Origin of the sequence: Antrihabitans spumae, assembly GCF_043944905.1 — a bacterium.
Taxonomy (GTDB): Bacteria; Actinomycetota; Actinomycetes; order Mycobacteriales; family Mycobacteriaceae; genus Antrihabitans; species Antrihabitans spumae.
This window is the reverse complement of the sequence record NZ_JBIMSN010000072.1, coordinates 24,876-36,845: the sequence shown is the minus strand read 5'-3', so window position 1 is coordinate 36,845 and position 11,970 is coordinate 24,876. Positions and strand designations below refer to the sequence as shown.

The window sequence follows — 11,970 nt, the reverse complement described above, 5'->3', positions numbered from 1 at the left end:
CTATCCGTTACAGTCGAACCATGGCCGTCACGCTAGTCGGCTACTGCCGATGCTCCACCGATTCCCAAGACCTGACCGCGCAGCGGGAGCGGCTTCGAGAGCTCGGTGTCGCCGAGGACCGGATCTATCTCGACCACGGACTCACCGGCACCAACCGCGCACGGCCCGGCCTCGACCAAGCTGTCGCCGCACTACGCGAAGGCGACACCCTCGTCGTCCCGAAACTCGACCGGCTCGCCCGCTCGGTACCCGACGCCCGAGCCATCGGGGACGACCTCGCGCGGCGCGGAATCAGACTCTCCCTCGGTGGCCAGGTCTACGACCCCACCGACCCGATGGGCAAGATGTTCTTCAACATTCTCGCCACCTTCGCCGAATTCGAGGTCGACCTGCTCCGCATGCGGACCCGCGAAGGCATGGCCGTCGCCCGAGCCAAAGGCCGGCTCAAAGGACGGAAACCGAAGCTGTCCACCAAGCAGTGTGCGGAGCTCCGCCGCATGCACAGCACGGGCGACTACACCATCACCGACCTCGCCGAACTGTTCCGGATCTCCCGGCCGACCGTCTACCGCACCATCAACCGCGACAGAAGCGCGACTGAGAAGGAGAAGGTATCGTGACCGCGGAACCCCTGCCGCTGCAACCGGATCCGGACGATCCCGCCCAAATCCTCGCAGTGCTGCCGAACCGGTGGCACAGCCAGTTCCTCGCCGAGTACCGGTCCGGGCTCGACGCCGCCCGCGAGGTCGGGCGATGGCCCCAGTTGCGTGCCCTGCTGCACCGATGGCGACTGCGCGCGACCGCGTACGCCGATCCCGGATTCGACGCTGCAGCAGAGGCCGCACGCAACCCCCACCCCGAGGACCTTGTCCCGTTACCGGGGTGGACCGACAGGCAGTGAGCTACCGGCCGAGACTGATCGGACGCGCGCAGCACCAGTTCGCCGACCTGATCGACAACAACACCGCCTACGACGCCTTCATGGAGCGGATCATCCGGCTCGTCGACGCCCCATGGGATGCCTGGCCGGTCTATCCCGACGGCGAACCGGACTACCGAGAAACCCAGTTCGGCGAGCACGGACTGCTGTCCTTCCGCGTCGACGACACCGCCGAACTTCTGATCATCTTCAACATCCTCTGGATCGGATAACGCTCTCGGCAGGTTTGGGAGGTCTCCGTCGGCGCTACCACGTTCGGGCCGTTCGAGGTATGGACCGCGAACGCATGTGCGGATCAGGCTCGTTACCGTTGGATTTTCCGCGATTACTACCGCGACCCCATCAACAGCGGCGAGCGCAGAGTCCGTATTCGTCGCAAGCTGGGATAGGCGTCGGGGACGAACCGTGTCGGAATGAAGCCGTAGTGGACCTTCGCGACATCGCGCACGCTCGTGAATGTCGACGTGAGAATCAGGCCGGCCGGAGGATGCGCCGTCGCCAACTCGATCATCACCGCGCCGCCGAGCGATTCGCCGAGGTAGAGAACCCTGTTCGGGTCGACCCCATCCTGATCGAGCAGGGCTGTCCTGGCAGCGCGTGCGTCGAAGTAGGTGCCTTTTTCGGTCGGACGGCCCGAGCTGTGCCCGTAGCCGCGATAGTCGAAAAGCATGACGTCGAACCCTGCGGCGACCAGCAATGCAGCGGGCAGGATCCAGTCGCCGATGTTCGCGCCGTTGCCGTGTGCGAACAGGATGTGCCCGCGCGACGGGGTGATCGGCGTCGGCAGCCACCAGCCGTTGACGGTGACGCCGTCCTCGGTGACAAAGCGCAAGTCCGTGTACGCCAGGTCGACATCCGCCGGCGTCGTGAGAATCACTCGCGACGGGAAGTAGAGGAGGGCCTCGAGAAGTCGATTGAGCATGATGGCAGTCAAGTTACCTGCACATGCCGGGCGACTCGCCGGGACATTCGCGAATCCCGCTCTGGCAAGGGAAGATCGAAGTATGAGTGAGGAGTCGCGACAGTACGAGGACGTCGATCTGGCCACGTGGGAAGTCGACTCCGACGAGTACTGGGAACCAGATGCTCCTGAGCCCGAGCCGAAGGCGACGACGTGGCCGAGCCGAGTCGTAGCGTTCGGTCATTGGGCGTCGTCGGTTGCGCGTGGACTGCTCGACATCCGTTTCACGCGGGTTGCGACGCGGGATCTGCTGCCTGCGGTGTACGCCCTCGGATTGGTGCTTGCCGTTGCCATCCCGATCGCGCTGACGGTGCTGGTGTTCCAGTGGTCGATCTTCGCGGGAGTGCTGTTCCTCCTCGTCGTCGCCCCTGTGATGGGCGTGACCATCGCCGCGACGATCCGGCTGTGTCTGGAACTCGTGCTGAGCCTGATCGAGTTGGCAGGCATGGTCGACGACATTTCGACAATGGGCGCCGAGCTGCAGAACTCACTCGGCGACCTGTCCGGTCCGGTACATCAGATGGCGTCGAGTGTTCGCGCTGTGCAGTTCTGGCGATTCAAGGAACGAAGGCAGTCGGCGAAGGTTCGCGAGATGCGGCGTTAGATCAGACCAACGTTGTCGCGAGCACGGCTCGGTGCGTCTTGCGGGCGTCGGCGTGCAGGGCGCGGCCGGTAGCGGTGAGGCAGACGAAGATCGATCGACGATCGCTTGTACACATGCTTCGTTCGACGAGGTGATCGCGTTCGAGCCGGGCAACCGTGCGTGACAGCGCACTCTGGCTCAGATAGATGTCCTGGGATAGATCACTCATCCGGTAGCTGCCGCTTGCTTCGTCGACGAGGCGGTCCAACCCCCGACGACTTCGTCTTCGCGGTCAAAGCTCCGCGCTTCATCACACACATGAAGAGGTTGGTCGACGTCGAAGAGCCGTTGGCCAACTTCTTCGCGTCGGGGATCTTGGCGCTCGGCTCGAAACTCGGTCCGGTGCTGTGGCAGCTTCCGCCGAATCTGACGTTCGACGCAAAGGTCCTCGCCGCCTTCGCCCAACGACTGCCACGCACGACAAACGAAGCCGCCGAATTTGCCGAAGGCCACGGCGACAAGGTCGATGGCCGCGCCTGGACGAGCACCGACGCCGACCGACCCTTTCGTCACGCTGTCGAAATACGCAACCCGAGTTTCGCTGTACCGGAGGCCGCGGACATATTGCGCGAGAACGGGATTGCGCTCGTGATCGCCGACAGCGCAGGCAAGTTCCCCGCTCCCGAGGAACTGACCGCCGACTTCGTCTCCGCCCGACTGCACGGCGACGAGGAGCTCTACGTCAGTGGCTACACCGACGACGCGCTTGACCGCTGGGCCGAGAAGCTCCGCAGCTGGACGACCGACCGCGACGCGTTCGTCTACTTCGACAACGACGCAAAGGTGCGCTCCCCACACGATGCGATGGGTCTGCGGGCTCGGCTGTCACGCCCCGAAGGTGGGTAGCAGTCCGTCGGCTCGAGCCTGCGCGAAGCTCCGAGCGACGGAGTCCTTCGCAGACAGGGAGTAGTCGAGTGGCTCGCCGTTGCGGCCGACCGTCGGCCAGTCGATTCGCAGATCCGGATCGAGTGGGCTGACGTCGTGATCCAGTTCGGGGCTGTATTCGAGCGAGCACAGGTAGATGACCGTCGAGTTGTCCTCCAACGACAGGATGGCGTGCCCGAGTCCCGCGGACAGGTAGACCGCGCGCCGATCGACGTCGTCGATGAGCACCGAATCCCACTGCCCGAACGTCGGCGAACCGACCCGCAGGTCGACGACCACATCGAGAAAGGCACCTCGTGCGCAGGTCACGTACTTCGCCTGACCCGGCGGGTTGTCCGTGTAGTGAATGCCACGCAGTACGCCGGCCGCCGACACGGAACAGTTCGCCTGCGCGAGCACGACGGGCGCACCGACCGCTGCGGTGAATTCCGTGGCCTTGTACCACTCGAGGAAGACGCCACGGTCGTCGCCGAACTGCTTCGGCGTCAACTCCCAGGCACCGGAAATCGAAAGTTCACGTATCTGCATCTACAGTCACCAATCCCGGCCGCGTTCGAGCAAGTTCAGTAGGTACCGTCCGTAACCCGACTTGACCGACGTCTCGCCACGCTCACGCAGTTGGTCGTCGGTGATGAAGCCGCGCCGCCACGCAACCTCTTCCGGCGCACCGATCTTGAGACCCTGGCGTTCCTCGATCGTGCGCACGTAGTTGCTCGCGTCGAGCAGCGAATCGAAGGTTCCGGTGTCCAACCACGCTGTTCCACGCGGCAGAACCTCGACACCGAGCCTGCCGGCTTCGAGGTATGCCTTGTTGACGTCGGTGATTTCGTACTCACCCCGCGCGCTCGGCTGCAGGTCCCGCGCAATCGCGACGACGTCGTTGTCGTAGAAATAGAGGCCTGGAATAGCAAAGTTCGATGCCGGCTGCACCGGCTTTTCTTCGATCGAGATCGCCCGACCGTCCTTGTCGAAATCGATGACGCCGTATGCCGAGGGATCCGATACCCAGTAGGCGAAGACGGCGCCACCGTCGACATCGTTGAACCGATTCAGCCGGGTGCCCATGCCCTGGCCGTAGAAAATGTTGTCGCCGAGGATAAGCGCGACCTTGTCGTCGCCGACGTGATCGGCACCGAGAACGAACGCCTGCGCAAGACCGTTGGGTTCTCGCTGCTCGGTGTAGGTCAACGAGATGCCGAATTGCGCGCCGTCGCCGAGCAACCGCTGAAAGGCTTCGGCGTCGCCGGGGGTCGTGATGATGAGGATGTCGCGGATACCAGCGAGCATCAGTGTCGACAGCGGGTAGTAGATCATCGGTTTGTCGTAGACCGGAACCAACTGTTTGCTGACGCCGATCGTGATCGGATGCAGGCGTGATCCTGTACCGCCCGCGAGGATGATTCCACGCATAGTTTCCTAAGTCTCAGTGTTCCTCGCACCCGGCGCAAGTTCATCGGGATTACGCTCGGCCAAGATCGAATCGCGTATCGTCGCAGAAATGCACTTGCTGGTCACCGGAGGCGCGGGTTTCATCGGGTCGAACTTCGTGCACACGACGGTCACGGAGCGCCCGGATGTCACTGTCACCGTGCTCGATTCGCTCACCTACGCAGGCAACAGTGCCTCGCTCGATCCGGTGCTAGACAAGATCGACTTCGTCCACGGCGATATTGCCGACCTGGATCTTGTCGACGAATTGGTGAGCAGCGTCGATGCGGTTGTGCATTTCGCTGCCGAGTCGCACAACGACAATTCGATCGCCGATCCGTGGCCATTCCTGCAGACCAACATCGTCGGGACCTACTCGTTGTTGCAGGCAGTTCGCCGCTACGACGTTCGCTATCACCATATTTCGACCGACGAAGTGTACGGCGATCTGGAACTCGATGATCCGCAACGTTTTTCGGAGTCGACGGCATACAACCCGTCGAGTCCGTACTCGGCGACCAAAGCGTCGAGCGACATGCTGGTCCGGGCGTGGACGCGATCGTTCGGCGTGCGGTCGACAATCTCGAACTGCTCCAACAACTACGGCCCGTATCAGCACGTCGAAAAGTTCATTCCACGCCAGATCACGAACCTCATCGATGGCGTGCGACCCCGCCTGTACGGCGCTGGCAAAAATGTGCGCGACTGGATTCATGTCGACGACCACAACAGTGCGGTGTGGGCAATTCTCGAACGAGGCGAGATCGGGCAGACCTACCTGATCGGCGCGGACGGCGAACTCGACAATCGGTCTGTCGTCGAGATGATTCTCGAAGCGTTCGGTCGCGAACCCGACGATTTCGATTTCGTGTCGGATCGGGCAGGTCACGATCTGCGGTATGCGATCGACTCGTCGTTGCTTCGGTCCGAATTGGGCTGGTCACCGAAGTTCGGCGACTTCCGGTCCGGTCTCGACTCGACGGTCGAGTGGTACAAGGCGAACGAAGACTGGTGGCGGCCGCGGAAAGCGGCGACCGAGCAGGCCTATGTGGACCAGGGCGAAGTCGAACAGGGCGACGCCGCCCAGACCTGACGAGTGGGCTTCCACTGCGGGAATCTTCGAGGTGAATCCCGCGCTGAAAGCCCACTCGGCGAGGGTCTAGGCGTTGACCGATTCCCGCTCTTCCGACACTCCGACCCGATCGTGGATCTTGCGTAGTGGCGCGGGCGCCCACCATGCCGATCTGCCGAGTACTCGCATCGCTGCCGGAACGAGGACGCCCCGGATCAGCGTCGCATCGATGAGAACGGCAAGGCCGGCGCCGATTCCGAACATCTGGATGAAGCTGACCGACGAGGTTCCGAACGAGAAGAAGCTCACCGCGAGGATCACTGCGGCCATCGAGACGATGCGGCCGGTGCGTGACAGACCGTCGGCGACGGCGTCTTCGTCCGATGCACCGTTGTCGTGCATTTCCTTGATGCGGCTCATGACGAAGACCTCGTAGTCCATCGACAAGCCGAAGGTGATGCAGAACATCAGCACCAGCATCGACGTGTCGAGCGGCAGCGGGGTGAAGCCGAGCAATCCCGACAGCCAGCCTTCCTGGAAGATCAGCACCAGCACGCCGATCGTCGCGGACAGACCGATCACGTTGAGTACGAGGGCTCGAAGTGGTTGCAGCACACTGCCGGTGAAGAGGAACAGCAGTACGAAGGTCGACAGCACTATCAACCCGATCGCAAGTGGCAGCCGCGACGCGATTGCGTCCTGACTGTCGATGATCTCTGCTGTCTCGCCACCGACGAGCACGTCGGCGCCTGCGGTATCGGACCGTACAGCGGTGACCAGTTCCTTCGCCGCATCCGAGCGCGGATCGATGTCGGTGACGATCGACAACCGTTGCGCATCCCCGGCTGCGAAGCGAGCGTCCATCGGCGATGTGGCGACGAGACCACCGTCGACGAAGGTGCCTGCGCTTGTGTCGACCCGCTCGACGTCGTCGAGTTGTGAGAGGCGACCGGCAAGACCTTGCAGATCCACGACGGGTCCAGTGCTCACCACGTCGATTGCGGAGGTGTCGTCGGCGGTGAACTTGTCGCGCAATGCATCACCCGCCTCCCGGCTCGATGCAGAGGTCGGCAGCACGCGGTCGTCCGGAGTGCCGAATTCGACTTGCAGCAACGGTGCTGCGAGCAGGGCCATAAGCGCGACGACTGGTAGCGCGGTGACGAGCGGCCGCCGCATCACCAGTCGGGCGAGCGTGCCCCAGAACGGGACGACAGTGCTCGGCAGATGCTTTGCCCATGGCAGCTTGCCCGCATTCACCCGAGGGCCCAGCACCGTCAGCATCGCGGGCAGAACGATCAGCCCGCCGAGCATCGCGATGACGATTACGCCGATCCCCGCGTAGGCGAACGACCGCAGAAAGTACATCGGGAAGACGGTCAGCACTGCGAGGGCAGCTGCTACGGCTGTCGAGCTGAACAGGATTGTGCGGCCTGCAGTTTCGATGGTTCGGACAACGGCGGCGTCGACGTTGCCTGACTTCGCGTACTCCTCACGGAAGCGACTGACCATCAGTAGGGCGTAGTCGATGGCGAGGCCGAGTCCGAGGCTGGTCGTGAGGTTGATCGCGTAGATGGACACATCCGTCGTGGACCCGAGTATCGCGAGTTCGGCGAACGTCCCGAAGATTGCGAACACCCCGATGGCAAGGGGCAGCAGGGCGGCGACGATGCTGCCGAACGCAAGTCCGAGCAGCACGAGCATCAGCGGAATGGCGATCATCTCCGCTCGGATGAGATCGGTGCCGATCTGCTTGCCGACGTCGTGCATCACGCCTTCTTTGCCGCCGATCGAGATGTCGAACCCGTCGACCGAACCGGAGAAGTTGTCGATGATGCTTTTCGCGGATTCGTCTGCGGGAGCTTTCAGTGTCACAGCGACAATCGCCATCGTCGCGTCGTCCGATCGCATGGTCGGTGCGTTGGTCTGCCAGTAGGAGATGACGCCGGCGACCGCCGGATCTGCTGCCAGCCGGTCGGTGAGCTGTGTGCCTGCGGCGCGGGTGTCGTCGACGTTGCGGTGTGCATCCGCGACGAGGATCAGGTCGGCGCCGCCGGGGAAGTTGTCGGCGAGTTGTACGGCTGCGCGGCTGGATTCCGACGCTGGGTCGTCGAAGCCCTCCGACTGCAGGTTGCCGAACGCTGTCGAGCCGAGCACTGCAGCGCCGATCAGCGCGAACAGTGTCACGGCGAGGATTGCTCGTGCGTGTGATGTGACGAAGTGGCCGAAACGAGTCAGCATCGCGGACTCCAATCTTTACGGGTGTTAACTTGTCGGGTGTTAACTTGCCACGCGATGTGTACACCTGTCAACATCTAGTTTGTGTCGCCGTCGACGAAGCCCCAGCGCAGCAGCTACCACCATGGGGATTTGAAGAATGCGTTGACCCGAGCCGCGGAAGAACTTGCGGCGTCGGACGGGCCGGAGCAGATCACCGTGCGCGCGGTCGCGAAGAGTGTCGGCGTCACCCCGACCGCTGCGTACCGGCATTTTGCGGACCGCGACGAACTGCTCGACGCCGTCAAACAACGCGCGATGGTGGAACTGGCGACCTCGATCGGCGGACGCCTGGCGACTATCGATCCCGACGACTCGAGTCCCGCCGCAGCCCTCGCGCGGTTACGTGCATCGGGGGAGGGCTACATCAATTTCGCCATCGCGGAGCCCGGATTGTTTCGGACCGCGTTCTCGCGCGGCGGGCAGATAACCGAACCGCCGAGCGATCCACACACCGGGTACGAGCCGTATCAAATGTTGGTGAGCATCGTCGAGGGCCTGGTTCGGGCAGGATTGGTAGCCGAATCGGATCGGGCAATCGTCGAATCCACCGCGTGGTCGACCGTGCACGGTCTGTCGCTTCTGCTGATCGACGGTCCGCTACGGCTGCTGCCCGAACCTGCGAAGCACCAATTGATCACCGAGACAGTAGATTTCGTCTGTTCCAGATTCGTCAGGCCGAGCTGACTAACCCCACACGAAGGTGTAGTACCTGGTCACGGCCGCGGCAAGCGACACAACCGTTGCCGCGATGATCGCGATTGCCGGTCCGCGCATGTGCAGACCGCCGGACTCGTCGGTCAGCCGTAGGCGGAACCAGCGCAGCGCGACGGCGAAGGAGATGACGGCAAGCGGAACGAAGTACCGGCCCTGCACGCCGTCGATGATGAAATACCCGACCGGAGTGAACGACAGGTACAGCGTCACGTAGATCATTGCGACAGTTGCCAGCAGCGCCAGCAGAACCAATACGGTCCGGCGCTGCGTCGCTACCATCCGCTCTGCAACACCGAGGCTGATCACGATCGCGAGCAGGCACGCGACGATCGTCGTCGCGGGGACGTTGATGTAAGCGAAGCCGAGTTCACCGAAGAACTCCGCAAACCACTCGTGGTCGCGGCGCATGACGCTCTGACCGAAGACGCTCGCGAAATGAATCGGGTCCGAAAGGATGCCCTTCAACTGCTCGCTCGGCACCACCGAGTACCACTGCTTTTCCGGCCGCATGCGGCCCATACCCTCGGTCGTCGGTGCCGAAATTTTCGTCCAGATCAGAAACACAACGCCGCCGACCGCAGCGAATCCCCATGGCAACCAACGCAACCGGCCGGCTAGACCGAGTCGTTCAGGGGGAACGACCACCACGAGCATCGCAAGGAGAATGTAGGTCGGCTTGCACAGCGGCAGCGTGAGAACCGACACCAGCAGCGCAGCGCGCTCGACCTTGCTCAGGTCGTCGCCGACGAACAGCGCCTTGACGATCAGCACCGAGACCAGCATCGCCAACGCGTTGGTCAGGGTGTCTGCGGTGACCGTGCCGGCCTGGAACACCGCGATCGGCAGCAGCGCGACCGTGAACGCGAGCCATTGCACCCGGCGTTCCCGCAACGCGCGTAGTGCGAATGCGACGATCAGCAGATACGCAACCAGACCTGCGAGTCGCGTGAGCAGGATTGTCGTTCCGACGTCGGCGTCGAACACCTCCGCCGTCCAGATGCCGACCGCGGCAGGGAGGTACGGGACAGGGGAGTAGGCAGCCGTGTTCGTGAACCAGATCGTGTTCTGCTCATCGGAAATCGCGGCCGATTCCAGTTCCGAGTAGCGACCCGGCTCGAAAACCATGGGCCCTGGCTCGGCGGGATTCTCGGTGTAGTCGCGGAGTGCGTAGCCCATCAGATCGTCGATGCTCTTCGGCACGTCGCCGCCGTAGGCGACACCGCGCGAGTCCTCGATCTCCTGGGGAAGAATCCCACCGTGTGCGACCTGGTCGGCGCGACCGAACTGGGTGATCTCGTCGTGGCCCCAGAACGGCGGTGTGACGACGGCGAACGTCACGCCGAAAATGGCCGCGAGGATCGCGAACACGACAGACGCGGTGCCGAAACGCTGGATGGTCGTCGAGGCTCGGTCGAACTTGGACTCCTGCCCGGAATCCTGCTCAGGAGGAGCCGTCGTCACCGCCGCGGACCTTCCGACACGGCCGAATAGCGGAGGTAGACCAGGCGGGCGGTCTCGTGCCGCGATCGGCGGATGCCGTCGAGGATCAGTCCGGCGGTCCAGGCGAGGCAGCCGAGCATCACAAGGGTGAACGCGAGAAACAGCGTCGGGAACCGTGGCACAAGCCCGGTCTCGTAGAACTCGATGATGATCGGCACAGAGAGAATGATCGAGATCAGGAGGCTGAGCGTGCCGAACAGACCGTAGAACGCGACCGGCCGTTCGTGTCGTGCGAGCCCGACGATCAGCGAGAGAATTTTGAAGCCGTCGTGGTAGGTCCGCAGTTTGGATTCGCTGCCTGCCGGACGGTCACGGAAGTCGACCTCGACCGACGTCTGCGGCACGCGTAGGTGCAGCGAGTGGACGGTCAGTTCGGTTTCGATCTCGAATTCACGCGACACCGCTGGGAAGCTCTTGACGAAGCGGCGCGAGAAGACGCGGAAACCGCTGAGCATGTCCGCGACGTTCTCGCCGAACACCTTGCCGACGACGCCGTTGAGAATTTTGTTACCAGTCTCGTGCCCGGCTCGGTAGGCGGTGTCGGTGCTCGCGACCTGCTTGCGGACACCGAGGACGTGGTCGAAAGGACCGTCGAGCAGGGCTTGGATCATCTCAGGCGCCGCAGCGGCCTCGTAGGTGTCGTCGCCGTCGATCATCAGGTAGACGTCGGCTTCGATGTCGGCAAAGGCGCGACGAACGACGTTGCCTTTACCCTTGGCCAATTCGCGGCGCACGATCGCGCCCGCTTCGGCCGCACGTTCCGCGGTGGCGTCGGTGCTGAGGTTGTCGTAGACGTAGACGACGATGCCGGGGACTGCTGCCTTGAGATCGGCCACCACTTTCGCGACCGCTGCCTCCTCGTTGTGGCACGGGACGACTGCGGCAATGCGAAGGTCGGCGGAATCCACCCCTGGTAGTCCTCTGCTCATGGTTTCTGTGCGGTCCCTATGAAGGAACAGTGTGCACGGGCAGGTTACAGGGAGTCGGTACCCTCGCCGTGTGACGACCCCTACCGATTCGCTGCTGCAGAAGGTCAAGAAGGGTCTGCGCCAGGGGAGTGCGTTTCTCGTCGTCGGTGGCATCGGTTTTCTCGTCGACGCGGGTACCTACAACCTCCTTGTGTTCTGGGGTGGCGAAGGTCCGCTGTTCGACGCGCCGCTGCAGGCGAAGATCATCGCGATCGCTGTTGCGACGGTCGTCACCTACTTCGGCAACAAGTGGTGGACTTTCTCGCACAAGAAGACGGACAATCCGCTACGCGAGTATGTGCTGTATGCGCTGTTCAACGTGGTTGCGATCGGTCTGCAGCTTGGGTGCCTCGGGTTCTCGCGGTACGTGCTCGACCTGTCGAGTCCGCTCTCGGACAACATCTCGGGAACGCTGATCGGTCAGATCGTCGCGGTCGTGTTCAGGTACTGGGCCTACGACAAATTCGTCTTCGTCGGAGACGGCGGCAAAGGTAGCGACAAGAGCGAAAATCGCCGACCGTAACGGCCGCCACGTCGGGCCTTCGCGCTGGCGAGGAATCGCTGACTGGTTGGTATCCTCAC

At 63.1% G+C, this 11,970-nt stretch carries 13 protein-coding genes and 3 pseudogenes; 9 read left to right on the top strand and 7 right to left on the bottom strand.

Translation table 11 applies throughout. The annotated features are described in order from the left end of the window. Positions 1-20: 20 nt before the first annotated feature. Genes ACHIRB_RS17250 through ACHIRB_RS17240 form a run of 3 tightly spaced genes read left to right on the top strand, consistent with a single transcriptional unit; the run spans position 21 to position 1,152 of the window. The gene (locus ACHIRB_RS17250) at positions 21-620 is read left to right on the top strand and encodes a recombinase family protein (protein WP_395124164.1); all 600 of its coding nucleotides are present in this window, start codon (positions 21-23) and stop codon (positions 618-620) included. After that, a complete protein-coding gene (locus ACHIRB_RS17245; RefSeq protein WP_395124163.1) occupies positions 617-901 on the top strand; it encodes a DUF6247 family protein in 285 nt (94 codons plus the stop codon). Before ACHIRB_RS17250 ends, ACHIRB_RS17245 begins: the two co-directional genes overlap by 4 nt. After that, positions 898-1,152, top strand: coding sequence for a hypothetical protein (locus tag ACHIRB_RS17240; protein ID WP_395124162.1), 255 nt, complete (start codon positions 898-900; stop codon positions 1,150-1,152). The genes ACHIRB_RS17245 and ACHIRB_RS17240 overlap by 4 nt, the downstream gene beginning before the upstream one ends. Positions 1,153-1,268: 116 nt before the next feature. On the opposite strand, the gene ACHIRB_RS17235 is transcribed toward ACHIRB_RS17240, so the two are convergent. Then, positions 1,269-1,862, bottom strand: coding sequence for an alpha/beta hydrolase (locus ACHIRB_RS17235; protein ID WP_395124161.1), 594 nt, complete (start codon positions 1,860-1,862; stop codon positions 1,269-1,271). A gap of 82 nt (positions 1,863-1,944) precedes the next feature. Here ACHIRB_RS17235 and ACHIRB_RS17230 point away from each other — a divergent pair, with 82 nt between their 5' ends. Then, positions 1,945-2,505 carry a DUF4282 domain-containing protein gene (locus tag ACHIRB_RS17230; RefSeq protein WP_395124160.1) on the top strand — a complete coding sequence of 187 codons (561 nt, stop codon included), beginning with the start codon at positions 1,945-1,947 and terminating at the stop codon, positions 2,503-2,505. A 1-nt stretch (position 2,506) separates the two neighbouring features. On the opposite strand, the gene ACHIRB_RS17225 is transcribed toward ACHIRB_RS17230, so the two are convergent. Beyond that, positions 2,507-2,752, bottom strand: a complete 246-nt coding sequence (locus tag ACHIRB_RS17225) for a MarR family winged helix-turn-helix transcriptional regulator (protein ID WP_395124159.1) — start codon at positions 2,750-2,752, stop codon at positions 2,507-2,509. Here ACHIRB_RS17225 and ACHIRB_RS17220 point away from each other — a divergent pair. After that, a pseudogene (locus ACHIRB_RS17220) lies at positions 2,752-3,390 on the top strand (DUF72 domain-containing protein); the annotation flags it as partial. The gene ACHIRB_RS17225 and the pseudogene ACHIRB_RS17220 sit on opposite strands and share 1 nt — an antisense overlap. On the opposite strand, the gene ACHIRB_RS17215 reads toward ACHIRB_RS17220, so the two are convergent. Both ACHIRB_RS17215 and rfbA read right to left on the bottom strand, forming a co-directional pair. Next, positions 3,370-3,957, bottom strand: a complete 588-nt coding sequence (locus ACHIRB_RS17215) for a dTDP-4-dehydrorhamnose 3,5-epimerase family protein (RefSeq protein ID WP_395114004.1) — start codon at positions 3,955-3,957, stop codon at positions 3,370-3,372. The pseudogene ACHIRB_RS17220 and the gene ACHIRB_RS17215 overlap by 21 nt on opposite strands. A gap of 6 nt (positions 3,958-3,963) precedes the next feature. Next, positions 3,964-4,839 (bottom strand): glucose-1-phosphate thymidylyltransferase RfbA, encoded by an 876-nt coding sequence (gene rfbA, locus ACHIRB_RS17210; protein WP_395114003.1) that lies wholly within the window; start codon positions 4,837-4,839, stop codon positions 3,964-3,966. 88 nt (positions 4,840-4,927) lie between these two features. On the opposite strand from rfbA, the gene rfbB reads away from it, so the two are divergent. Continuing rightward, positions 4,928-5,950 carry a dTDP-glucose 4,6-dehydratase gene (rfbB, locus tag ACHIRB_RS17205; RefSeq protein ID WP_395124158.1) on the top strand — a complete coding sequence of 341 codons (1,023 nt, stop codon included), beginning with the start codon at positions 4,928-4,930 and terminating at the stop codon, positions 5,948-5,950. A gap of 66 nt (positions 5,951-6,016) precedes the next feature. Here the strand turns inward: rfbB and ACHIRB_RS17200 are convergent, their stop codons facing one another. Further along, positions 6,017-8,167 carry an MMPL family transporter gene (locus ACHIRB_RS17200; protein WP_395124157.1) on the bottom strand — a complete coding sequence of 717 codons (2,151 nt, stop codon included), beginning with the start codon at positions 8,165-8,167 and terminating at the stop codon, positions 6,017-6,019. A 129-nt stretch (positions 8,168-8,296) separates the two neighbouring features. Here ACHIRB_RS17200 and ACHIRB_RS17195 point away from each other — a divergent pair, with 129 nt between their 5' ends. Together ACHIRB_RS17195 and ACHIRB_RS17190 are read left to right on the top strand one after the other, a co-directional pair. Next, on the top strand, positions 8,297-8,890 hold the full coding sequence (locus ACHIRB_RS17195; protein WP_395124156.1) for a TetR/AcrR family transcriptional regulator: 594 nt from the start codon (positions 8,297-8,299) through the stop codon (positions 8,888-8,890). Between the two features lie 183 nt (positions 8,891-9,073). Then, positions 9,074-9,121 (top strand): annotated as a pseudogene (locus ACHIRB_RS17190) (hypothetical protein); the annotation flags it as partial. Here the strand turns inward: ACHIRB_RS17190 and ACHIRB_RS17185 are convergent. Beyond that, positions 9,104-10,258 (bottom strand): annotated as a pseudogene (locus tag ACHIRB_RS17185) (DUF2142 domain-containing protein); the annotation flags it as partial. The pseudogenes ACHIRB_RS17190 and ACHIRB_RS17185 overlap by 18 nt on opposite strands. A gap of 119 nt (positions 10,259-10,377) precedes the next feature. After that, positions 10,378-11,328 carry a glycosyltransferase gene (locus ACHIRB_RS17180; RefSeq protein WP_395113999.1) on the bottom strand — a complete coding sequence of 317 codons (951 nt, stop codon included), beginning with the start codon at positions 11,326-11,328 and terminating at the stop codon, positions 10,378-10,380. A gap of 91 nt (positions 11,329-11,419) precedes the next feature. Here ACHIRB_RS17180 and ACHIRB_RS17175 point away from each other — a divergent pair, with 91 nt between their 5' ends. Further along, complete coding sequence (locus tag ACHIRB_RS17175) at positions 11,420-11,911, top strand: GtrA family protein (RefSeq protein ID WP_395113998.1); 492 nt, start codon at positions 11,420-11,422, stop codon at positions 11,909-11,911. Positions 11,912-11,970: the final 59 nt, after the last annotated feature.

Bases quoted from the DNA above. Each gene is read 5' to 3' on its own strand.
- ACHIRB_RS17215 (WP_395114004.1), bottom strand. From the start codon at position 3,957: ATGCAGATACGTGAACTTTCGATTTCCGGTGCCTGGGAGTTGACGCCG.
- rfbB (WP_395124158.1), top strand. From the start codon at position 4,928: ATGCACTTGCTGGTCACCGGAGGCGCGGGTTTCATCGGGTCGAACTTC.
- ACHIRB_RS17200 (WP_395124157.1), bottom strand. From the start codon at position 8,167: ATGCTGACTCGTTTCGGCCACTTCGTCACATCACACGCACGAGCAATC.
- ACHIRB_RS17235 (WP_395124161.1), bottom strand. From the start codon at position 1,862: ATGCTCAATCGACTTCTCGAGGCCCTCCTCTACTTCCCGTCGCGAGTG.
- rfbA (WP_395114003.1), bottom strand. From the start codon at position 4,839: ATGCGTGGAATCATCCTCGCGGGCGGTACAGGATCACGCCTGCATCCG.
- ACHIRB_RS17230 (WP_395124160.1), top strand. From the start codon at position 1,945: ATGAGTGAGGAGTCGCGACAGTACGAGGACGTCGATCTGGCCACGTGG.
- ACHIRB_RS17250 (WP_395124164.1), top strand. From the start codon at position 21: ATGGCCGTCACGCTAGTCGGCTACTGCCGATGCTCCACCGATTCCCAA.